This is a genomic window from Acidovorax benzenivorans (assembly GCF_028680575.1).
GTDB lineage: Bacteria > Pseudomonadota > Gammaproteobacteria > Burkholderiales > Burkholderiaceae_C > Acidovorax > Acidovorax benzenivorans.
On sequence record NZ_JAPCKI010000017.1, the window covers coordinates 65,951 to 87,415 of the forward strand.

16 protein-coding genes, 1 tRNA gene and 1 pseudogene are annotated in these 21,465 nt (G+C 60.3%); 14 read left to right on the forward strand and 4 right to left on the reverse strand.

What is annotated here, in order from left to right; genetic code table 11:
* Positions 1 to 19: 19 nt before the first annotated feature.
* From cysS to OIN59_RS21155, 6 genes are all read left to right on the forward strand, one after another.
* Positions 20 to 1,399 (forward strand): cysteine--tRNA ligase, encoded by a 1,380-nt coding sequence (gene cysS, locus OIN59_RS21130; RefSeq protein ID WP_274113577.1) that lies wholly within the window; start codon positions 20 to 22, stop codon positions 1,397 to 1,399.
* A 47-nt stretch (positions 1,400 to 1,446) separates the two neighbouring features.
* Positions 1,447 to 2,118 carry a DNA-3-methyladenine glycosylase family protein gene (locus tag OIN59_RS21135; protein WP_407655128.1) on the forward strand — a complete coding sequence of 224 codons (672 nt, stop codon included), beginning with the start codon at positions 1,447 to 1,449 and terminating at the stop codon, positions 2,116 to 2,118.
* Positions 2,119 to 2,225: 107 nt separating this feature from the next.
* Positions 2,226 to 3,203, forward strand: a complete 978-nt coding sequence (locus OIN59_RS21140; RefSeq protein WP_274113579.1) for an acetyl-CoA carboxylase carboxyltransferase subunit alpha — start codon at positions 2,226 to 2,228, stop codon at positions 3,201 to 3,203.
* A gap of 192 nt (positions 3,204 to 3,395) precedes the next feature.
* Positions 3,396 to 5,249 (forward strand): methyl-accepting chemotaxis protein, encoded by a 1,854-nt coding sequence (locus OIN59_RS21145; RefSeq protein ID WP_274113581.1) that lies wholly within the window; start codon positions 3,396 to 3,398, stop codon positions 5,247 to 5,249.
* A 170-nt stretch (positions 5,250 to 5,419) separates the two neighbouring features.
* Positions 5,420 to 6,370: a tRNA lysidine(34) synthetase TilS gene (gene tilS, locus OIN59_RS21150; protein ID WP_274113583.1), complete on the forward strand. Its 951-nt coding sequence runs from the start codon at positions 5,420 to 5,422 to the stop codon at positions 6,368 to 6,370.
* A 225-nt stretch (positions 6,371 to 6,595) separates the two neighbouring features.
* A tRNA-Ser gene (locus OIN59_RS21155) sits at positions 6,596 to 6,688 on the forward strand.
* Positions 6,689 to 6,901: 213 nt separating this feature from the next.
* On the opposite strand, the pseudogene OIN59_RS21160 reads toward OIN59_RS21155, so the two are convergent.
* Positions 6,902 to 7,302 (reverse strand): annotated as a pseudogene (locus OIN59_RS21160) (IS481 family transposase); the annotation flags it as partial.
* A gap of 42 nt (positions 7,303 to 7,344) precedes the next feature.
* Here OIN59_RS21160 and OIN59_RS21165 point away from each other — a divergent pair.
* The 8 genes from OIN59_RS21165 (at position 7,345) to OIN59_RS21200 (ending at position 15,191) form a co-directional block, all read left to right on the forward strand.
* A complete protein-coding gene (locus OIN59_RS21165) occupies positions 7,345 to 8,031 on the forward strand; it encodes a hypothetical protein (RefSeq protein ID WP_274113585.1) in 687 nt (228 codons plus the stop codon).
* 219 nt (positions 8,032 to 8,250) lie between these two features.
* Positions 8,251 to 9,435: an AAA family ATPase gene (locus OIN59_RS21170; protein WP_274113587.1), complete on the forward strand. Its 1,185-nt coding sequence runs from the start codon at positions 8,251 to 8,253 to the stop codon at positions 9,433 to 9,435.
* Positions 9,432 to 9,956, forward strand: a complete 525-nt coding sequence (locus OIN59_RS21175) for a hypothetical protein (protein WP_055400710.1) — start codon at positions 9,432 to 9,434, stop codon at positions 9,954 to 9,956. Before OIN59_RS21170 ends, OIN59_RS21175 begins: the two co-directional genes overlap by 4 nt.
* Before the next feature lie 1,128 nt (positions 9,957 to 11,084).
* Positions 11,085 to 11,456 carry a hypothetical protein gene (locus OIN59_RS21180; RefSeq protein WP_274113590.1) on the forward strand — a complete coding sequence of 124 codons (372 nt, stop codon included), beginning with the start codon at positions 11,085 to 11,087 and terminating at the stop codon, positions 11,454 to 11,456.
* Positions 11,457 to 11,574: 118 nt separating this feature from the next.
* Positions 11,575 to 11,877, forward strand: a complete 303-nt coding sequence (locus OIN59_RS21185) for a hypothetical protein (protein ID WP_274113592.1) — start codon at positions 11,575 to 11,577, stop codon at positions 11,875 to 11,877.
* Between the two features lie 33 nt (positions 11,878 to 11,910).
* A complete protein-coding gene (locus OIN59_RS21190) occupies positions 11,911 to 13,056 on the forward strand; it encodes a PP2C family protein-serine/threonine phosphatase (protein WP_274113594.1) in 1,146 nt (381 codons plus the stop codon).
* 3 nt (positions 13,057 to 13,059) lie between these two features.
* Positions 13,060 to 14,115, forward strand: coding sequence for a serine/threonine-protein kinase (locus OIN59_RS21195; protein WP_274113596.1), 1,056 nt, complete (start codon positions 13,060 to 13,062; stop codon positions 14,113 to 14,115).
* Positions 14,112 to 15,191, forward strand: a complete 1,080-nt coding sequence (locus tag OIN59_RS21200) for a serine/threonine-protein kinase (protein WP_274113598.1) — start codon at positions 14,112 to 14,114, stop codon at positions 15,189 to 15,191. The genes OIN59_RS21195 and OIN59_RS21200 overlap by 4 nt, the downstream gene beginning before the upstream one ends.
* A 229-nt stretch (positions 15,192 to 15,420) precedes the next feature.
* On the opposite strand, the gene OIN59_RS21205 is transcribed toward OIN59_RS21200, so the two are convergent.
* From OIN59_RS21205 to OIN59_RS21215, 3 genes are all read right to left on the reverse strand, one after another.
* Positions 15,421 to 16,425 carry a DnaJ C-terminal domain-containing protein gene (locus OIN59_RS21205; RefSeq protein ID WP_274113600.1) on the reverse strand — a complete coding sequence of 335 codons (1,005 nt, stop codon included), beginning with the start codon at positions 16,423 to 16,425 and terminating at the stop codon, positions 15,421 to 15,423.
* Between the two features lie 578 nt (positions 16,426 to 17,003).
* A complete protein-coding gene (locus tag OIN59_RS21210; protein ID WP_274113602.1) occupies positions 17,004 to 18,923 on the reverse strand; it encodes a UvrD-helicase domain-containing protein in 1,920 nt (639 codons plus the stop codon).
* Positions 18,920 to 20,968: an ATP-dependent nuclease gene (locus OIN59_RS21215; protein WP_274113605.1), complete on the reverse strand. Its 2,049-nt coding sequence runs from the start codon at positions 20,966 to 20,968 to the stop codon at positions 18,920 to 18,922. Before OIN59_RS21215 ends, OIN59_RS21210 begins: the two co-directional genes overlap by 4 nt.
* Positions 20,969 to 21,465: the final 497 nt, after the last annotated feature.

Consider the following 21,465-nt stretch of genomic DNA (forward strand, 5'->3'; position numbering starts at 1 on the left):
CTCCCGTTACTGAAATCCCATGAGTTTGCGCATCTACAACACGCTGTCGCGTGCATTGGAGGACTTTTCCCCGCTCGAACCTGGCCATGTGCGCATGTATGTGTGCGGCATGACCATTTACGACCTGTGCCACATCGGCCACGCCCGCATGATGATGGCGTTTGATGTCGTGCAGCGCTGGCTCAAGGCCAGCGGCCTGCGCGTGACCTACGTGCGCAACATCACCGACATCGACGACAAGATCATCAAGCGCGCGCTGGAGCGGGGCATCACCATTCGCCAGCTCACCGACGAGATGATTGCCGCCATGCACCAGGACATCGGCCTGCTGGGCATCGAGCCGCCCTCGGCCGAACCCCGCGCTACCGAATATGTGCCCCAAATGCTGTCGCTCATCGGCCAGCTCGAAGGCAAGGGCCTGGCCTACCGCGCGAGCAACGGCGATGTGAACTACTCGGTGCGCAAGTTCGACGGCTACGGCAAGCTCTCTGGCAAGTCGCTGGACGAACTGCGCGCTGGCGAGCGTGTGGCTGTGCTGGACGGCAAGGACGACCCACTCGACTTTGTGCTGTGGAAGTCCGCCAAGCCCGAGGAGCCGCCAGAAGCAAAATGGGATAGCGCTTTTGGAGCAGGCCGCCCCGGCTGGCACATCGAGTGCTCGGCCATGAGCTGCGCCACGCTGGGTGAGACCTTTGACATCCATGGCGGCGGCGCGGACCTGCAGTTTCCCCACCACGAGAACGAAATTGCCCAGAGCGAAGGTGCCACGGGCAAGCCGCTGGCGAAGTTCTGGGTGCACAACGGCTTTGTGCGTGTGGACAACGAGAAGATGTCCAAAAGCCTGGGCAACTTTTTCACCATCCGCGACGTACTCAAGCAGTACGACGCCGAGACGGTGCGCTTTTTCATCGTGCGCGCCCATTACCGCAGCGCGCTGAACTACAGCGATGCCCACCTGGACGATGCGCGACAGGCGCTCAAGCGTCTGTACACCGCGCTGAGCCTGGTGACCCCGGCAGAAATGGCCTCCATCGATTGGACCAACCCCTATGCCGCCCGCTTCAAGGCCGCCATGGACGAGGACTTCGGTACGCCCGAGGCCGTGGCCGTGCTGTTCGACTTGGCGAGCGAGGTCAACAAGACCCGCTCGGCCGCGCTGGCAGGGCTGCTCAAGGCGCTGGGGGGATGCCTGGGCATTCTTCAGGGCGACCCCACGGCTTTCCTGCAGGCGGGTGCCGGTGTGAACGAGGCAGACATCGAGGCGCAAATTGCCGCCCGCGCTGCCGCCAAGGCTGCCAAGAACTTCGCTGAGGCCGACCGCATCCGCCAGGCGCTGCTCGCCCAGGGCATCGTGCTCAAGGATTCGGCCGCAGGTACGACATGGGAAGCCGCGCAGTGAAGCTGTTTTTTATGTCAAATATGCCTCTAGCGCAGGTGGGGTAAGCGGTGGCAGCTCTTAAAAAAATAGCAAGCGATGCCGCAACGCCGCCGCTGGTGCTGGCCACGCCCGACTACTGGGCCGAGGCCTGCAAGCATCTGGTAAAGAAGGATCGGGTGATGAAGCGCCTGATCCCGCAGTTTGGCGATGCCGCATTGCAGACACGTGGCGACGCGTTCACCACGTTGGCGCGCTCCATCGTGGGCCAGCAGATTTCGGTGAAGTCCGCGCAAACGGTGTGGGAGCGTTTTGTTGCGCTGCCCCGCAGCATGAAGCCCGCCAGCGTGCTCAAGCTCAAGATCGACGACATGCGGGCCGCAGGCCTGTCGGCGCGCAAGGTGGATTACCTGGTGGACCTGGCCATCCACTTTGAAGAGGGCAAGCTGCATGTGAAAGACTGGGCATCGATGGACGACGAGGCCATCATTGCCGAGCTGGTGGCCATCCGGGGCATTGGCCGCTGGACGGCCGAGATGTTCCTGATCTTCTACCTGATGCGCCCCAACGTATTGCCCCTGGACGACCCAGGGTTGATCGCCGGAATCAGTCACAACTATTTCTCGGGCGACCCCGTCAGCCGCAGCGACGCACGCGAGGTGGCCGAGGCCTGGAAGCCATGGTGCAGCGTGGCAACTTGGTATATTTGGCGATCGCTCGACCCCCTGCCGGTGGCTTACTGAAAACGGCTGACCCAGCCTGACGCGCTTTACAAAAATCGTTAACCGTCGGTTACAGTGCGTGCCATTCGTGGCGGCCGCAACCGGCGCGATCCCCTAGGAGAAAAACGTTGGCGAAAAAGACCTTTCTGGATTTCGAACAGCCCATCGCCGAACTCGAATCCAAAATTGAAGAACTGCGCTACGTGCAGACCGAGAGTGCCGTCGATATCTCGGAAGAGATCGACCAGCTGAGCAAGAAGAGTCAGCAGCTCACCAAGGACATCTACAGCGAACTGTCCCCCTGGCAGATCACCAAGATCGCCCGCCACCCAGAGCGCCCGTACACGCTCGACTACGTGCGCGACATTTTCACCGACTTTGTCGAGCTGCACGGCGACCGCCACTACTCTGACGACCTGTCCATCGTGGGCGGCCTGGCACGCTTCAATGGCCACGCCTGCATGGTGCTGGGCCACCAGAAGGGGCGAGACACCAAAGAGCGCGCCATGCGCAACTTCGGCATGAGCAAGCCCGAAGGCTATCGCAAGGCCCTGCGCCTGATGAAGACGGCCGAGAAGTTCAAGCTGCCCGTGTTCACCTTTGTGGACACGCCCGGCGCCTACCCCGGCATCGACGCTGAGGAGCGCGGCCAGTCTGAAGCCATCGGCCGCAACATCTTCGAGATGGCGCAGCTCGAAGTGCCCATCATCACCACCATCATTGGTGAAGGCGGCTCCGGCGGGGCCCTGGCCATCAGCGTGGGCGACCAGGTCGTCATGCTGCAGTACGCCATCTATTCGGTGATCAGCCCGGAAGGCTGCGCCTCCATCCTGTGGAAGACCAGCGACAAGGCCCAGGAGGCTGCCGACGCCCTGGGCATCACCGCCCACCGCCTGAAGGCTCTGGGCCTGGTGGACAAGATCGTGAGCGAGCCCGTGGGCGGCGCACACCGCGACCACAAGCAGATGGCAGCCTTCCTCAAGCGCGCTTTGGGCGACGCCTTCCGTCAGGTGGCAGACCTCAAGACCAAAGACTTGCTGGACCGCCGCTACGAGCGCCTGCAGAGCTACGGCCGCTTCAGCGACACCAAGGCGGACGCCCGCTGACCGGAGTCCTTGCTGAATCTTGTTGGCGCCGCATGCACTACATGCTTGGCGCCCCTCCAACGGCCCTTCGGGGCCGTTGTTGTTTTTCCGGCCGAATCGTTGCAGGGGCGCACAAACCCTCACTGGCGCACGGACTGCTACCGGATGTAACATGCCTGAACACCACCTGCGCAGGTGGTTCAAGGGGGCTCCATGTCGCTTCTGAAGACACTCAAGGGCCAGATCCTGGTCCTCTCTGCTACCTGCATGGTGGCTGCCCTGCTGGTGTTGACGCTGGTCAACTACTTTTCGGCGCGTGCACAGGCGCAGATATCGTTGGCCGAAGAGGGCCAGGCAACGGCCAAAAGCCATGCAGAAACCATCGAGGAGTGGGGCCGAGCCAAGGCGGCCATCATCGCGGCCTCCGTCACCGCCTTTGAAGACCCTGAACCTGCCAAGTCTTTGGCCATGTTGCGCGACGCGGGCAAATTCAGCACGGCGTACTTTGGCTACGCGGACAAGAAGTACGTTTTTTCAGAGACTCGCAGCCTGCCCGCCGACTATGACCCCACGGCGCGTCCCTGGTACAAGCAAGCGGCGCAAGCAGGCACGTCGGTGGTTACGCCGCCCTATATCTCGGCATCCGACCAAAAACTGGTGGTGACTTTTGCGACTCCGGTGGGCGCGGGCGCGGCCCTCAAAGGCGTGGCCGCTGGCGATGTCTACATGGAGTCGGTGGTTGCCAACGTGGCGTCCATCCAGCCCACGCCGCAGAGCTTTGGGTTTCTGGTGTCTGCCGACGGCAAGATCATTGCCCACCGCGACCAGGCGCTGACCCTCAAGCCCATTGCAGAGTTGTCCAAAGACCTTGCGATCGACAAACTGCTCGCGGCATCCAAGGACAAGAGCCTGCTGCAGGCGGACATCGCGTCGCGCAGCCGGTTGCTGAGTGTGGTGCCGATCGCGGGCACCTCGTGGATGCTGGTGGTGGCCCTGGACGAAAGCGAGGCCATGGCACCTATCCGGGCCATGCTGGCCACATCGCTGGTATCCAGCGTGGTGGTCCTGGTGGTGGCTGTGGCGCTGCTGGGCGTGGTCCTCACCCGGCGCCTGCGCCAGCTCACGCTGGTGCGTGACGCGATGCACGAAATCGGCGCGGGCGATGGCGACCTGTCGCGCCGCATCGACGCCCACGGCGAGGACGAACTGGCCCAGATCGCCGGCAGCTTCAACAGCTTTGCGGGCAAGCTCTCGGGCGTGCTTGCGCAGATCCGTGACGCCAGCAGCTCGGTGCGCGTGGCCGCCGAAGAGATCGCCACGGGCAACCACGACCTGAGCGGGCGTACCGAACTCACGGCATCCAGCCTGCAGCAGACTTCGGCCTCCATGCAGCAGCTGACCGAGACGGTGCGGCACAACGCAGACTCGGCACGCCAAGCCAACCAACTGGTGGCCCAGGCGTCCAACGTAGCCCAGCACGGCGGCCAGGTGGTGGGCAATGTGGTCACTACCATGGAGCAGATCAACGCGGCTTCGCGCAAGATCAACGACATCATTGGCGTCATCGACGGCATCGCCTTCCAGACCAACATCCTGGCGCTCAACGCTGCGGTAGAAGCAGCGCGTGCGGGCGAGCAGGGCCGGGGCTTTGCGGTGGTGGCGGGTGAGGTGCGCAGCCTGGCGCAGCGCAGTGCCGAGGCCGCGCGCGAGATCAAGACGCTGATCAATACCTCGGTGGAGCAGGTGGAAAACGGCTCGCGCCTGGTGCATGACGCGGGCACCACCATGACCGACATCGTGACCTCGGTGCAGCGTGTGACGGACATCATGGCCGAGATCACGGCGTCCACCAATGAGCAGAGCACGAGCATCAACGAGGTAGGGCAGGCTGTGGCCCAGCTCGACCAGATGACGCAGCAGAATGCAGCGCTGGTGGAGGAGAGTGCTGCAGCGGCGCAGAGTCTCAAGGACCAGTCCGTGCGGCTGTCGGAGGTGGTGGGCACCTTCCGCCTGTCGTCTACCGACTCTGCCCACGCTGCGCCACGGCTGTCTTCGCAGGTCGGCTGAGCCGTAGGGGGCGTGGCGCCAGGGTGCCCTCAAAGCGCCTCGCTGTTGAAGCCCGGGGCGCCGTGATAATCGGCGCCTATGTGCCGTCATATCCCCATTGTCTCTTGCGGCTTTCAGAAGCGTCGGGCGGTTGTGACCGAGCCGCATCGCGTGTTTGAAGGGCAGATTCCATGACCCAATCGATGGATGCTGCCCTGCAGGCCTTTGCGCCCGCGCTGCCCCTGGCGGTGGCTTTGAGTGGGGGGGCAGACTCGACTGCATTGCTGTTGGCCTGTGCACGCCGCTGGCCTGGACAGGTGCTGGCCATCCACGTGCACCATGGGTTGCAGGCGGCCGCCGATGGTTTTGAGCAGCATTGCGCGGCCTTGTGCAACCAACTGGGCGTGCCCTTGCGTGTGCATCGGCTGGACGCGCGCCCCGAGCATGGCCAGAGCCCCGAGGATGCCGCCCGGCAAGCCAGATACCAGGCTTTGACGGCTGTGGCGCTAGAGGATCATGCCTTGGGTGCTATTCAATCTATAGCAATTGCCCAGCATGCCGACGATCAGGCCGAAACCCTGTTGCTCGCCTTGTCGCGTGGAGCGGGCGTGGCCGGCCTGGCCGCCATGCCCGCCCGATGGGAACGTGCAGGCCTGGTCTGGCACCGCCCCCTGCTGCAGGTGGCAGCGGCAGACGTGCGCCACTGGTTGAAGGCGCAGGGCCAGGCCTGGGTGGAAGACCCCACCAACACCGACGAGCGCTTTACGCGCAACCGCATTCGGGCGCAATTGCTGCCTGCGCTGGATGCCGCGTTCCCGTCCTTTCGCGATACCTTTGCACGGTCGGCCGCCAATGCCGCCCAGGCCGCAGAACTGCTGCACGAGATGGCACAGCAAGACCTGTCCCTGGTGGGCGTCCCCCCGGTGATCAAGGCTTTGCAGGGGCTCACCCGCGCCCGCCAGGCCAACGTACTGCGCCACTGGCTGCGCCATACCCACCACACTACCCCGGCGGCGGCGCAGCTGGGTGAGCTGCTGGATCAGATCCGAGCATGCACCACGCGGGGCCACCACATTCGCATCAAGGTGGGGAGTGGCTTTGTGGTGCGGGTGGGCCCCGCGCTTGATTGGCTCAGACCCTGAATCTAGGCGCAGTTTTGTTCGCGTTTCGAGAAGACGAATATTGGAGTCAACCGCCGTATCCAACTTGGAAGCCAATCCAATCGCGAAGAGGCCAAGATCTCGGTGGTGATCGGTGAAAAGTATCTTGAGCGGGCCGGGCACAGCTTGCACAAGGCCTCGGGGCCAGACCCGCAAGCTGCCCAGGCTGCCGAAACTGCCCCTGAAATGAGGCATAATAGCGGGATTGGAAACGTGACCGAGTGGCCGAAGGTGCTCCCCTGCTAAGGGAGTATGGGGTGTAGAGCCTCATCGAGGGTTCGAATCCCTCCGTTTCCGCCAGCATAGAACCCCAAGTGATTGATTCACTTGGGGTTTTTTGTTTTCTTAATCAATCGGTATGCCATTTGGTATGCCATGGCATGTTGGCTTTCGTTGAACGTCGCTGGATAAGCGTGTAGCTAGACTGAGCGCTTTCGCGTCAAGTAGTCTCAAATTTCCAGGCGGGCTGTGTGGACGATTGTGAACAGGCGCTGCGCGTTGCGGGTGCATAGCTGGCTCGTAGCTCTTGAAGGCCTTGTAGGCCACCGCAGGTTCCTGGGGTTTGAGTACGTTGAGTTTGCCCGCTCCATGGCGGCGCAGGCACGGGTCCAGTCACGAGCGTGAGACATGAGGCGAATGAACTCGCGCGTAACAGCCAACAGGTCATTCAAGGGCAGTAGCAAGGTACGCCTCAGGTGAGCCACCACGGTCTCTTGCGCAGGCGTGAGTACCGTTTGCAGGTGGTAGGCCGTGTGCGAGCGGCCCCCAAAGACAGAGCGCTTTTTCCACTTGTAGACCGTCTGCTTGGTGGCGCCAAAGCGCTGGGCCAAGACCCTGACTGTCTCTTCGCTGGCCGTGATCTCTCCACACACGGCAGGCGTGGTGCGGGCGTTTTTGTGCAGGACAATCAACATGGCCTCGCTCCCTGGGCGGATTGCAAGGACTCTGTCAATTTCTTGCGGAACCGCTCTGGCCATGAAGAGTTGATAGCATTTTGGATCGATGCAATCATCCGGGATGCGACACTTAAAGGAGGAGCGGGGATGGTTTGTGGCAAGCTCAGAACCAAAAAGAGCGGGTGTGGAACCATAAGGAAATTCGCTACGCTCGCAGCTATGGTCAGCTACTTTATTGAAGAGTACCGACCTGGAGAGCTGGGTGAACTTCGAAGTTTCCAGACTGATGAAAAGGGGTTGACAAAGGCACTTCTTGAGCGTGCCGCATTGGCGCGGGACTCGCATGGAAAGCGCTATGCGCATCAACGACGACTGACGCGCGACAGCCTGATTAGTGCGCACGAAGCTCTGCGGGCGAAGCTGGGGCGCCTCCAGAAGGCGGGGTCTTTCGACGAAGTGTGGGATTTGGTGCGGGACGCTACGTCGGAGGTTGCCGGCATCGGTGAGCTGTACCACTACGACACCGCATTGCGGATAGCTGCTGCATGTCGTCATGCTCCCGAGGATGTTTGTCTTCATGCGGGAACAAGGATTGGGGCAAAGCGGCTGGGCATCCGCACGGATCGTGAACGTGTGCTGATGTCTGAGTTACCCACTGAACTGCACAGATTGCAGGCGCATGAGGTGGAGAGCTTCTTATGCATCTTCAAGAATCAGCTGGGGGCAGCTACCCAACGTCGAGCCTGACATTCCCCTTGGTTGCCAGACAGGTACAGATTGACCCTCAGTCACTTGCCTGTCAGCGAAGATTTCTCGACGGAGTAGGTCGCGGCATCCAGGGTTGCGGATGCGCAACCTACGAGGCCTCTTGGATCAGGTGAGAAGAATTTCTGCCGATTGAAGGTCAATTAATTTTGAAAATCAACAAAAATCTGTTGATTTTTTCATTTTATGATCTAATTTCGCATGCTTCATCACTACTCGTTCGCCAATTTTCAGTCTTACCGGGAATGGACCGAGGTGTCCATGCTGGTGGATGGCAAAGTGCCACAGTCGGTCTGGGCCCGGAACGTTCCTACTGGCGAGCGTGTCAGCAGTGTGATGTCGGTCATCGGTGCCAATGCCAGTGGCAAGACGGCGTTGCTCAAGCCGCTTTTGTTTGTAGACTGGTTCATCAGCCAGTCCTTCGCGATGGACCCTCAGGCTGCCATTCCCGTGCAACCTCATCTGTCATCGCCCAATGAACCGTCACAGTTTGAGGTAGAAGCCGACTTCGAAGGTCGCCTGTGGCGCTACTCTTTGCGATGCACCCCGGAGCGCGTGCTGCATGAGTCACTCTATGTCAAACACGACCGCATGCGTTACGTGTTCACGAGAGACTGGAATGAAGACGATCAGGTGTATGTGGTCAAGCAGAAGGATTTTGGCTTGTTGCCTGCGGAGGCGAAGAAGGTCCGGCCAAACGCCTCGCTGATTGCGACCGCCGCACAGTACGGAGTGCCGTTGGCCCAACGACTAGCGATAAGTACTGTGCGGACAAACATCCATCAGTATGGTCGGCAGCCCTATGACCCGAATCAGTTGCTAACGGCTGCCGCCCACTTTGTCCAAAGTGACACCCAGCGGTTGCAGTTGGTCTCGATGCTGCGTCGATGGGATCTCGGCCTCAAAGACGTGGATATCCGGCAGATGGAAAGCGTTCAGCCCGACGGCAGCAAACAGCCATTTTGGGTGCCCTTTGGCATACATTCGACGAGCGAAACAGCGGGCTTTGAGTTGCCCTTCATGCTCGAGTCCAACGGCACGCAGAGCTTGTTCGTGCTGCTGTCTCGCCTTCTTCCTGCTTTGGAAAGAGGTGGGGTGGTGGTGATCGATGAACTGGAAAACGATCTTCATCCGCACATGCTTGAACCGATCCTGGAGTTGTTTGCCAGTTCCAAGACCAACCCGGGAGGCGCCCAGCTGCTCTTTACCTGCCACGCAGTGGAGGTCCTCAATGTTCTTCATAAGTCGCAGGTCATGCTTGTCGAAAAAGATGAGCAGAACCAAAGTACCGCCTGGCGACTGGACAGCGTGGGCGGTGTGCGCAATGACGACAATTTATACGCCAAGTACATGGCCGGTGCGTATGGAGCGGTACCACAGCTATGAACCGCAGAAGATTGCCTCGGGTTGCTGCTCGCACTGTCCTGATCGTTGGCGAAGGTGACGCCGAGGAGGTGTTCTTGCGCTATCTGAAAGGGTTGTATGTGGAGCGGGGCTCAGGGGTGGCTGTCACGATCAAGAATGCCCGGGGCAAAGGTGCGGGCCATGTGGTGGACTATGCACGCCGCCAGGCAATGAATGCGCAATACGATGTGGTGGCTGCGCTCCTTGATACTGATACCGGCTGGACAGACGCTGCAAGAAAAATGGCTAAACAAGCAAGCATTCAGGTTTTGCCTTGTGATCCCTGTCTAGAAGCACTTCTGCTTGCTGTGAAGGACGAAGCCATTGATGGAAAGACCACTGACCAATTGAAGAGGGCGTTTGAGCGGCGCTTCGGATGCAGTGCCTCTGAAATGGATTGGACTCGGCACTTGGACATAGCGCTTGTAGACCGTAAGGCTGGCGAACACCCTGTGCTTGGGCAACTGATTCAGACGTTCATTCGCGTGGATGTCGCTCGCTAGATGTGGCTGCATTGCACGAGAGTGCAGGAGGTACACCCGAGACACCTTGCTCAGACAATCTTGCGTATGCGTCTTGACGTGCCCCTCGGGTGAAGGTAACTAGAGTTCGTTTTCAGCGGGTGAGCGGGGCGCGGCGGTCTGACTTGACTTTCAAGACCATAGGCGAATTTTGTGGGAGGGGAGGCTTGTGAAGATTGGAATCTGTCGACTTTGCCACCGAGAGGCCCAGCTTTCGAGGAGCCACATTGTTCCGAAGGCGGTGGTCAACCCTTTGAAAGCCGAAAAAGGGTTTTTGCTTCAGGTAAATGGTCGAGGTCCTTATGGCCTGAAGAAGCACCAAGATGGCTTCGTCGATTTCTTGCTATGTAGACAGTGCGAAGGGTTTTGTAGCAAGGAGTATGAAGAGCCCTTCGTTGAATCGTGGCGAACCAGAGCAGCAAGCTCGCCTTGGCCACGGAATCACGTAGTGAGCTTGCAGGTCGACTATCGGCAGTTCAAGCTATTCCATCTATTGAACTTGTTCAGGGCTAGTGTTTGCACGTTGCCATATTTTCGTCATGTCGATCTCAAGTCAAACGAAGAGATCATCCGGAAAATGTTGCTCAATGGTGACCCAGGCGGAATTGGAGAGTACTGCGTTGCCGCACGGGTCATTTACAGCAAGACCAATGGGATGATCTCGGAGGCTATTAGTACTCCCGAACCACGATCCGATGGCGGGAAGGGGGTGTTCTACAGCACCCTTTACTACGGCATTGAATGGACAGTTTTTATGACCCCCCGCGGATCGAAGAACTTGCGGAAAAATGCTCTCCAACCCGACGGCTCAATCACGATATCGGGCTCTCCGTGGGGAAAACACTGGTTTCTTCGTCAAGCGGCCATGAACCTGGCAGGGAAGCAGGATTGGGTATCGTCATAGCCCATTGCAGGCTAGTCAATTGTTGAGTCCGTTTTCCCATCTTGGTAAATTGTCCTTAGGTGCAGGTATCTTCGCTTCACGGAAGTTCAAAGTCGTCCAGCTCTGGGCCGCCTCAATGTCTAGGTTGAGACTCGCATACGCCTTCTTGAGCAGCTCAGGAGGCAGTGCCCAGTCCCATTTCTCTCGTTCCGGGAATTCTTGCCAATGTGGACGTTCCCGTACTAACCAGCGGTCGTACAACGCTGGCTTTTTATCCAGATCGCGTGCTTGCGTTTCAGGGAAAGTCCGTCGGCGCCATCAGCTATGCGAGTCTCAACATTGAAAGCTTCCCGTCTCGGTTCATTGAGCACGAATCAGTGCCTCGTGATGCGACAGTGGTTGACCATACTTGGCAGTTCGTAAACAAGAAGGGCGGGCCCGACCGGCGCTTCAAGAACAATCGACAGCTCCCTGTCTGCCGCTACAACAGGCTGCATCTCTCTTCCGGCCGCGGCCTCAATGTCCGCCTTTTGGGCTCCCTTGATGGCGGGTTTAACGAGTTTGCCCTGGCAGTTCAACAGTTCTCGCGGATGCACTGACACGACTATGGCAGGCATGACCTGATGGCAGTCCGAGGGCAAGTGATTTGTTAGGGAGTTAACTTTGAGGCACCAGAGACCACTTGGCTAAGTCCCGCATAAAACGCACTCGGTACACATGGATCGTCACTTCATTTTTCGTAACTACTGGTGGATCGCTCTGATTGCCGGAGGCGCGGCAGTTTTTCTGTCAATTCTTTTCGGAGGGAGTGAGCGAATGGGGCTGGTTGGCTCAGCTGTGGCAGGTACTCTGGGCTTTTGTTACTTCGTCCAGCAGCAAAAGCTGGCGGAGATGCTACTGTTCCACCAACTTTTCACCACCTTCAATGCGCGCTACGACGCTCTCAATGGCAAGCTCGCCTTGCTAAGCCCTATAACCCTGCTGCCGCCCCGAATAGTCCACAGGATTCGCTTACCATAGCGAAGATTCGATATTGAACCCTCCCCCCAAAAAATGAGCCTCGGGCGATCTAACCTACAAACTCAGCTGACGGCGTGGTTCATGCGCCGCACGCCGTCCGGCGGCGTGAGACGAGTGGTTCCCATCGCTGCTGCGCTCGCTACGGATGTGGGCGAAATTCGCCGGGAAAATCAGGATCGAGTAGCCATCGCACGCGGCCGGGATAGGCTGGGCAGGCCTTTCGCGATTGCGGCGCTGGCCGATGGAATTGGCGGGATGCAGCAAGGCGCCGAGTGCGCAGCATTAGCTCTCGGGAGTTTGTTCGCCACCATCGCAAGCGAAGCGAGGGCCTCAATCGATTCAAGGCAGTGGTTACTTCGCGGCATACATCAAGCCAACAACGACGTGCATGCGCGGGTGCATGGCGAAGGTGGGGCCACGATCTCGGTCGCGCTGATTTCGGGCAACGGCCCCATCCATTGGGCCAGCGTTGGCGACAGTCGCGTCTATGTTAGCGACGCCTCCTCGTTGAAACAGGTCTCTGTCGACGACACCATCGCGGGCCAATTGGGCCGCGTTGGCGAAGCGGGTTTCAATCAATCTAAGTTGATCCAGTTCATCGGCATCGGCGAACCGCTCGAAGCTAGCGTTTCAGACTTGGCCCCGCAGGAGAGCACGGCCATTTTCCTGACGACCGACGGAGTTCATTTTCTTGATTCAACGCCTTGGTTCGGCCAACTGGTAAAGCACGCTCCCGATCCTGGGGTTTGCGTTCGCCGCTTAGTTGAGCTTTCTCGTTGGTGTGGCGGTCCAGACAATGCGACGGCCGCTATGCTCTCGCTTGGAGCCGCCATTGATGACGGCATGCCGAATATCGATGGGTGTCTTGAAGTGTGGGACCCGTTTGGCGAGTTGCAGGTGATCGTTGCCCCTCTGAGGCCTTCAACATCTCCCTCGCAGCCCCTAGCCCCGGTAGCGGCGAAGCCCGCTCCCGCTCCTGATGTGCTGCCGCCAGAGGCCGTGGCCGAAGCATCTGTGGAGGTCGAGGCTCCGCAAGAAGCCACAGCGGCCGGCGCGACGAAGAAAGGACGATCGGTTCGCAAAGGGAAGTCTGCCGCGAAAGGTCAGCCAGCCGAAAAGAGCCAAGAAAGGACGACCGTGCCTCAGCTCCTGATCGAATTCCCCAACAAAACTAACTAATAGATGCCGTTGCCAGATCGCTATCAAATCTCTGGCGCAGCGCTTGCTGGTGGCATGGGATCAGTCCACCCATGCCAAGACGCCGTTCTCGAGCGCAAGGTCGCGATTAAAGTCATTCGAGACACGGCCAATCGTCGGCGCATGCTTGACGAATTAAAGGCTCTGCTCAAGATGCGCTCAAAGCATGTTGTCCAGGTCTACGACGTGCTTCAACTCAGCGGCTCCGACTTAGGTATCGTTCAAGAATTCATCGAAGGATCAGATCTCTTCGATGACGCATTGGCCCCGACGACGACCACAGCCTTCTACAAGCAGCTATGGCAAATCGCGTCAGGAATCAGCGACATCCACGCAGTCGGAGTCATCCACCGCGACATCAAGCTCAACAACATGAAGCTCGATCCAGAAGGGGTCGTGAAGATTTTCGACTTCGGCCTAGCGCGCGATGATGGGCCGGCGGCCTCCACTGTGGGTTTCGTGGGAACGCGCGGCTTTGCGGCACCCGAGCTCTACCTTGCAAACGCCAAGTTCACGGTTGCCGTAGACACTTATGCATTCGGTGCATCCGCGCTTTTCCTGGCGATGCGCGGTCTGCCTGGCGACCTCATGGCCCAGCCGCCGACTCCGACTGCCGCGAACTACTTCACGGGCCTCCCTTTCGCAGTCGCTCCGGAGATCATTCAAGTTCTTGACCAGTGCCTCGTGGCGAAGCCCCAAGATAGGCCGGCAATGTCTCATGTTCGAGACCTACTGGCTCGGCATGTGCTTTTCGACAGACATCAGGCTCTGCTTGTTTTTCAGGGGCGCGCGTTGCACTTGAACGCCGGAAGCCGCTCGGTGAATCTCAGCCTGCCGAACATGGGGCAAATTCAGATTCGCTACGACGGCTTGGATTTCCGTGTTCAAAGCCTCGGCGGCGATGTGCTCGTCAACAACCGCCAGCTCAATGTTGGCGATGGTCTTCCGGGCTCCTGCGTCATAGCCTTGGGAGCGCAAGATCAAGGCAACCGCCGCCGCTACATCACGTTCGACCTATCGCACCCGGAGATCGTCTTATGAGTGGTCCATTGTCGCCAGGTGACGTGATCGGCAGTCGTTATCAGGTCATTCGCTACGTCGACGCCGGCGGCATGCAATTCGTCTACGCCGCCAATGACAATTTGACCGATCGGATCGTGGCTTTGAAAACGCCAAAGAATTCTTCCGCCACCAAGCGGTTTAAGCGAAGTGCGATCGTGGCTGCGAAAGTGAACCACCCGAACGTCGCAAAGACGCTCGATTACGTCAAAGACGGCGACGCTCGTTTTCTGATCGAGGAGTTCATCGACGGCGCGGACATGGATAAAGCGTTATTACGCCAAACCAAGTTCCTTGATCCCTACCTCTGCGCTAAGGTTTTTCACCATCTGGCGAAGGGCGTTGCCGCCGCGCATCATGCTGGCGTGGTCCACCGCGACTTGAAGCCGACGAACGTAATGGTCATCGGCGGCTATTCGCTCACGGAGGTGAAGGTCACCGATTTCGGAATCGCCAAGATGGCAGGCGAAGAGCTGGAGGAGGCGGCCGCTGGTGGATCGGCCACTATGACCACCTCGCAAACGGCGGTCGGGGCTCTTCCCTATATGGCGCCCGAAGCAATCGACACTCCTACCGAGGTGGGCGCGAAGGCCGATGTGTGGTCGCTTGGCGCAATGATGTTCCATCTGATGTGCGGAGAGGCCCCCTATGGCGTCGGCTTACGAGCCGTCCGTGCAATTCTTGAGGCGGAAAGACCGGCTGTGCCGGCGTTCCTCAGTGCTAATCCCCAATTCGCGCCGCTCTCGAACCAAGTCATGGAGCTAGTTTTTTCCTGTTTGAAGCGCGATCCTGCGGAACGGCCAACCGCTGACGAGCTCGTCGCGCGCTGCGGTAACCTTTGCTACACGCCGGCGCCTCGAAGAGAAGGCCGGGTCAAACGAATAGATTACAACGCATACGGCTTCATTCGCACGGACAGCGGGGACGTTTTCTTCCACACCGAAAGCGTCTACGGACCCGAGAAACTGCAGGTGCATGACCAGGTCCTCTTTTCCAGCTTCAACGGCGGCGGGGCGGACCGAGCTCATCCGGTGATGAAGCTCACACAACGGGTTTAAGGCCAATCGTATTCACGTGCGTTCTCTCATTCCGCGCACTGAGCCGGCACGTTGAAGCCGTGACCGGCAGCTCAAGGCTGTTAGCGGTCGCCCACTGGGGCTCGACTTGGTGACGGCGATCAGCCTGAACAAGTCGGACATAACTTGGCGGCCAACAACAGCTCAGTACCGATGAACTTAGTCAAAGCGAACCGCCATCAGTCCACCATGCTGATGGTCATCGAGGATCTCACCTGCGCCGATCCTGCCAGTTGTTCACCAACCGGCTCCATGCCGCCATGCGATCACCTGCCGGCGTGCCGGCTGTCCCGGAGTTGCTGACCGCCAGCCGATCGATCATGGCCTCCTGCTCCTGGCTTAACTCCTGTGGAAACATCGGTACGACGGTGACAATGCAGTCCCCAGCCTCTGCCTCGTTCGCCCAGGGCAGGCCCGCGTTTTTGATGCGGTAGTTCAGATGGCCCCGGCGCAGCTTCATCTGTTGCAGCCCGCGGGGGGTTGGAACCTCAATCCAGCGATTGGCCATCCATGCAAACCCATCGACTGGCAGCTCGCACTTCAAGGTCCCATCGGCTTCAGCCGTGAAGAATTCGTGCGGCTGCAGCTCCACACGCACGCGCAGCGCCAGCTTGTGCTGGCGTCGATTGCCTTTCACTCGGGCGGTGACATCGAGCAGGTCGCCAGCGCGCGCGCCAGGCGCGACCGGCACCCGGCAGCGGTACTTGCTCGGCGGCGCCTTACCGCTCGCCGCGCAGGCCGTGCAGCTGTGGCGCGTCTTCCCCTGTCCCTGGCAGGCTGCGCATTTGTCCGTGGACGAGATCCAAACGAACCAGAGATGCTGCCGGATGTGGCCGGCGCCACCGCATTCACTGCACTCGGTAGCCTGCAGTTGCAGGCCACTGCCGATGCACTCGGCGCAGTCTTCGATCACCTCGCCTCGAACTTCCCTGACGCAACCGGTCACCACCTCCTCGAGCGTGAGGCTGATGGTGTGCTCGACGGTGGATTGTTCCGCACCGGGGGTGGGATCTTCGGTTTCAGCCTCTGGTTCGGCCCGGGCGTTGCGGATCATTTCCAGCGCCCGATTGATACGCTGAATCTTTCGCAGGGCATGCGGGCTGTTGTTGCGATCCGGGTGCCAGCGTGCGGACAGGCGGCGCCACGCAACCTTCACCTCGGCATCGCTGGAGCCTGGTGCCAAGCCAAGTTCGTGGTAAGGGTCGTCAAGGTCCATGATCTCATTGGCGCAAACTATGCTGCAGTGCAACATGGTAGCAGGCCAGCAGGATCCTCGGGCTGGGCGGGCCGGTCTGGCGTCCTCTGCGCACGGCCGACCTGTCCCGATCTCAGGGATATCTGCTTTCGGGTCTATTCTGTTGAAGAACTCGGAAGCTCCCGAAATGCCCAACGCCGGCAGAGAAATCGACTCGTCCTAGGATCGAAGAACTCACATGCTGGCAGGGGTGGAGGTACCCCTGAAAGCACGGCTTAAGGCAACGGTTGGGAGTTTTTGACAGAGTAGAGGCAACAACTGCCGACTGTTAGGTCTATCGCGAACGACTCGGTTCAGCCTCGCTCTGTCCTCGCTGTATCCACGGCAGGTCCGCAGCGCGAGCAGTCGGTCGCCTTCCCTGCTTGGGCGTCCGGTGCCGGCTAGATAGCAGTCATCAATCTGGCGCTAATTTCTCATTCTGAATTCGATTGTAGATATGGAGTCAATCTAGTGCTCGTTTCTATGCCCACGTTTGGCCTTGACTTCGCCGTCGCAGGCGGCCTTTGACCTAGCGCAGTGTCCGCTGTGACGCACGCGATTCAAGTCAGCAGCTCGACCTCCCACCCCTTCTCAACAAGGCGAGCGCAGGTCTCGTCGTCTACGCGTGCAGCGTTCGCCGCCAAGCATAGAAATTTTGTCGGCCTCGACATCGCCACGTAAAGGTTGCGCATCTGGCCCTCGTGTGTGACGCCGAGCTTGCCAAGGCCTTTGACACCGGCAATGGCAGGGAGGGCCATCGCTAGGTCGAACCGCTTGCTCTTGCCGCCATACGACTCCAGCACCAGTGACGCCAGGTGCGTCTCGCCCTTCATGATGGCGACGGTCCCCAGTGTGAATGACAGCTCGCGGCCGGCATGGACCACCGTGCAGATAGTAGGAGACTCCTGCGCGGCGACGCTGGCCGGGGCTTGGGCGAACACAGGCAACGCTGCGAACACCGCGGCGGTCATGCTGACTGGCAGCAATGTCTGCAGGCGCTGGTACAGGATGCCGGGCAATGCTTGCCGGGCACTTGCCGAGCCGGTGAGAGCCGCATCCAGGACCAGGTCCCGGATCAGCGCCTGCATCGACTCGTCACTGCCATGCAGCTCAGCGACGGCCCGCAAGAGGCCGCGTGCGTCACGCAGCTCGGTCACGACCGAAGCGCCTGCCTCGCGCAGCACGTGCAGGAGGGCCTTGCGCACTTCCCCGGCGCGCTCAGCGAGCGTTTCGGCGGTGGGGCGGCTGCTCGACTGATCGATGAGCGTCCAGAACGCGCCAGCCGTCGTTGCCGCTCCGCTGTTCATCTGCTGCGCATACGCCGGCCAGTAGTCGACGAGGTGCCGGCCCGCATCGACGGCGCCATCGACCGTCTTGCGCGTGCACATGGCTCGCACCGACCCATCCCGCAGGGCATCGGCATTGACCCGGTCCATCACCAGCTTCCCGAAATGACGCAACACCCGGCCAACATCTTCGGTCTTGTAGAGCAGCAGCACCGGCTTGACGTCATCGGGCGCTTCGCCCGTGACGGGCTGCTTGCTGATCCTCACGCTGGCGACCGCGGCGGCGATGCGCGGCCCGAAGCGCTTGCTGGTGCTGATGGTGCCGTGACCCGTTCGCGGAAAGGTAAGCAGCTTCGCATCGTCGTCGTCTAGGATGATCTTCTGGTCAACGTCGCCGAAGCGCTGCATCACCGCCTTGCCATCGAACAGGCGGTTCAGCACGTCCTCTTGCTCCCACGACGTATCCTGCATCTCGTCGACGAACACCATCGGGAAGCGGCGATGGATGACGTCGAGCAGGTCGGGATGGCTTTGAAGCGCAACCAGCGCGAAGGCGAACATGTCCCGGTGGCGGAAGATACCGGCCCGGCTCAGAGCGCGCTTGATGTCGTCGAGCTGCTTGCCGGACTTGGACTCAGGGCCGGGCAGGTCCCCGCCTCCAGACATCACCGTGAGATCGGCTCCCTTGAAGAAGAGCTGGCTGACCAGCGCATCGCCGTTAGCCTGTCGCGCGAGCCAGGCGCGGAGCGTGAAGTACTGGTTGCCCTTGAGCCGGGCCAGCGCCCGCGTCCCGAAGACATCGTCATCGATCACATCGACAGGCAGGTTCAGGGCGCGCAGCACTGGCATGGCCAGGAACTGGTTCACGAAGGCGTGGATGGTGCCGATGAAATGCGGGTACCCCAGCAGCATTGCGCCTTCATGCGTGCCGGCCAGACGCCGCACGATCTCGTCGCGGGCGACATTGGTGTGGCTCAGCACACAAATGCCCTTGGTCGCATGCGGCCACTTGCGCGCAAGCAGCAGGAGCTTGGCTGCCAACAGGGAGGTCTTGCCGCTGCCGGGTACGGCATTGAAATCCCGCGAGCCGCCCTCCAGCAGCGCGGCCCGCCGCTCCGCGTCCGAGAAACTAAGGTCCGAAGCCAGCCGCGCCAGCAGCGTGAGATCGGTCGCCTCAAGGCTGACCGCGGTCATGGCTTGGCTGCGCCACCCGGCGCCGGCGAAGGAACGGGTACCTTGATGGCCAGGGCCGATGTCGGCGCTGGCGTCACTGCCGATGGCGCCAGTGGCACGATCGCTGGGCCGGGCTTGGGCGGCATCACGGGCGCCGTCGTCAGGTGGATCAGTGCCCGCTGGAGGTAGGGTGGCAAGCGCTTGAAGAGATCATCGCCGGTGCCGTAGTCCCCGGTCGACAGCAGCTGCGCAGCGTACTGCGCCGTGATGGCCTTGGAGGCTTCGCTTTTGTACAGCGGCTGGTATATGAGTGCAGCGAGCTTGTCCGGTGGATGGCCGGCGGCCTCAAGCACCTTCCAGGTGCCCAGAGCGGCCTCAGTGGTCAACTTCTCGTCAGCGTCGCTGAGCCGCTCTCCCTTTTCTGCCGCGATGACGCCGAGCGCGATTGCGACATGCATCAGCTTGGCGCAGCCATACCGGGCCAAGTCGTACTCCAGCGTCCAGTGATCCGACACGCAGACGATCGTGTTGCCGCCCGCCGCACGAGCCACCTTGCGGTCGACGACTCCCTGCCTGCCCTTGGCGTCATAGTCCGACTCGAACCGCTTGCCCGTCTTGGGCTTGGACACATAGGTGGCGGCGACGTCCGGGACGATATCGCGGTCGGTCAAGCAGACGGCGGGCACCGGGTACTGTGGTCCGGCGCCTTCGCGCTGCAGGATGCGGGCATAGTGGTAGAGGCCCGTGTGCCCGACGTTGACGATGGAGACGCCGTGCTTCGAGAAGGAGCGTCCGCAGGCTTCCGCCAGCGTCGGTAGAAGGATAGCCTCAGCGGGGCCCTCGACCATCAACACGCCACGCGCGAAGAACAGGTTGGCCTTGGTGGCGTCGATGAAGCGTCTCAGGAACGAATAGTCGGTCTTCTTGAGCTTGGTCTGGCCGGCACGTAGTGGATAAGTCGACGCCTTATGCACCAGCGTCATAGTCTCGATATCAGCGCTGGAAACAAGAGATGGGCTGTGAGTTGTCATGATGACCTGCACGCGTCGCTCCTCCTTGCCGGTCGGCTTGGCATGGAGCTGGAGCAGATCCATCACGCGGTCCTGCAGTTGCGGATGCAGATGGGCCTCAGGCTCCTCCACCAGCAGCAGCGCCAAGTCATCGCCATCGCGCAGCAGGACCAGTTCGGTAGCCATGAAGAGCGCATTGTTATAGCCCAGCCCTCGCGCGCAGCGCTCGTCCGGGTGGACCGCGCCATGGGGCACCAGGCCGAGCTCGAATCGCTCAAGAATCGGCGTCAGCGATAGGTCGGGCGCGATTCGGATGCGCGACTCCAATGTGTCGCCGCTAAAGGCGAATTCGCTAAGGTAGTTGTCATTGATGTCCGCCTCGACGCCTTTGATGACCTTGTGCTCACCGAGGTGGTGCTGTGCGAAGGCCATCAGGCCCACCAGGTTCTTAGGCTTGGTGTCCGGCGCATCCTTGTTGAAATCGTTGACCTCCTGGCCGGCAATGCCATTGTGGGCGGCTAGGATCTGCGACAGGCGCGACTGCCGACCCGGCCGCAACTCTGCTTCGGCGTCCCGCAGCGGCCTCAGGTAGGTCGCTCGGATGAGTTCGCGCACCGCGTAACCAATCTCGGGACCGGCACCATCCTTGCCGGCCCGGACCTGCATGTCCACGCGGGCGCGCTTGGCTGCTTGGACGGGGAAGAACTTCGCCTGTACGTGGACGACCAGGGAGCATGTGCCGTCGGTTTCCAGTGTTAGCCACTCGAGAACCGAAGCCTGCTGTTCCTTTGACAGCTCGCATAAGGTTGCTTCAATCCATAGCGCCGTGGCGCGCTCAGTGCCGCGGATATGGAAGTCCTGCTCGAAGAGACGGATGCTCTCGTAGCTGGTCGTGAGCAGCACTTGGCGGACTGCATCAATGATGCCGGTCTTTCCCGCGTCGTTCTCGCCGACCAGGATGTTCAAGCCCGGGTTAAGTTCCAGGTCCAGTTCAGGCGCGATCGTGCTGTCCCCGAAGGCGCGGAAATTCCGCGCTCGGATTCGCTTCAGGTACATGGTCTCTCCCTCGCAGCTGTGCTCGTTACCGCATGGATGCGGACGGTGCTTCCCCAGCGACTTTTATTGTTGGTTATGGTAGCGTGGGTCTGATGCCCAAGCACTGCGCAAGTGCACTGGAACGCCTGTCGACACGGCGGCGGCAAATCCACCACCGTGCCGTGCGCCCGCTGGCCGACGCAGTGGCCAGCGTGGCCACCCTTGCTGCCTTATCCTAGCAACTACTGTATTAGTGGCGAATACCCCGAAACCTGCTCGGCCTTTTTGAACCAATCATTCCTGGAGGACGGCACAGTTGGCGGTTGAGCGATCTTGCTGCTTGAATTCGTTCGGGGTCTAGTACGCAGTCGTCGAGCTGCCAACGGTCCTTTGCTGAATTAAGCTCGACATCACAACAAAACACTGTTCCCGGCAATTGAGCACACGACTGTTGCGGAAGCGATTGACCAAGTTCCGTTTCTCAATTTGCAGTGGCTCTTCTTGAACGTCGCAGACCT

Bases quoted from the DNA above. Each gene is read 5' to 3' on its own strand.
- cysS (WP_274113577.1), top strand. From the start codon at position 20: ATGAGTTTGCGCATCTACAACACGCTGTCGCGTGCATTGGAGGACTTT.
- OIN59_RS21145 (WP_274113581.1), top strand. From the start codon at position 3,396: ATGTCGCTTCTGAAGACACTCAAGGGCCAGATCCTGGTCCTCTCTGCT.
- tilS (WP_274113583.1), top strand. From the start codon at position 5,420: ATGACCCAATCGATGGATGCTGCCCTGCAGGCCTTTGCGCCCGCGCTG.
- OIN59_RS21170 (WP_274113587.1), top strand. From the start codon at position 8,251: ATGCTTCATCACTACTCGTTCGCCAATTTTCAGTCTTACCGGGAATGG.
- OIN59_RS21175 (WP_055400710.1), top strand. From the start codon at position 9,432: ATGAACCGCAGAAGATTGCCTCGGGTTGCTGCTCGCACTGTCCTGATC.
- OIN59_RS21185 (WP_274113592.1), top strand. From the start codon at position 11,575: ATGGATCGTCACTTCATTTTTCGTAACTACTGGTGGATCGCTCTGATT.
- OIN59_RS21190 (WP_274113594.1), top strand. From the start codon at position 11,911: ATGAGCCTCGGGCGATCTAACCTACAAACTCAGCTGACGGCGTGGTTC.
- OIN59_RS21195 (WP_274113596.1), top strand. From the start codon at position 13,060: ATGCCGTTGCCAGATCGCTATCAAATCTCTGGCGCAGCGCTTGCTGGT.
- OIN59_RS21200 (WP_274113598.1), top strand. From the start codon at position 14,112: ATGAGTGGTCCATTGTCGCCAGGTGACGTGATCGGCAGTCGTTATCAG.
- OIN59_RS21205 (WP_274113600.1), bottom strand. From the start codon at position 16,425: ATGGACCTTGACGACCCTTACCACGAACTTGGCTTGGCACCAGGCTCC.
- OIN59_RS21210 (WP_274113602.1), bottom strand. From the start codon at position 18,923: ATGACCGCGGTCAGCCTTGAGGCGACCGATCTCACGCTGCTGGCGCGG.
- OIN59_RS21215 (WP_274113605.1), bottom strand. From the start codon at position 20,968: ATGTACCTGAAGCGAATCCGAGCGCGGAATTTCCGCGCCTTCGGGGAC.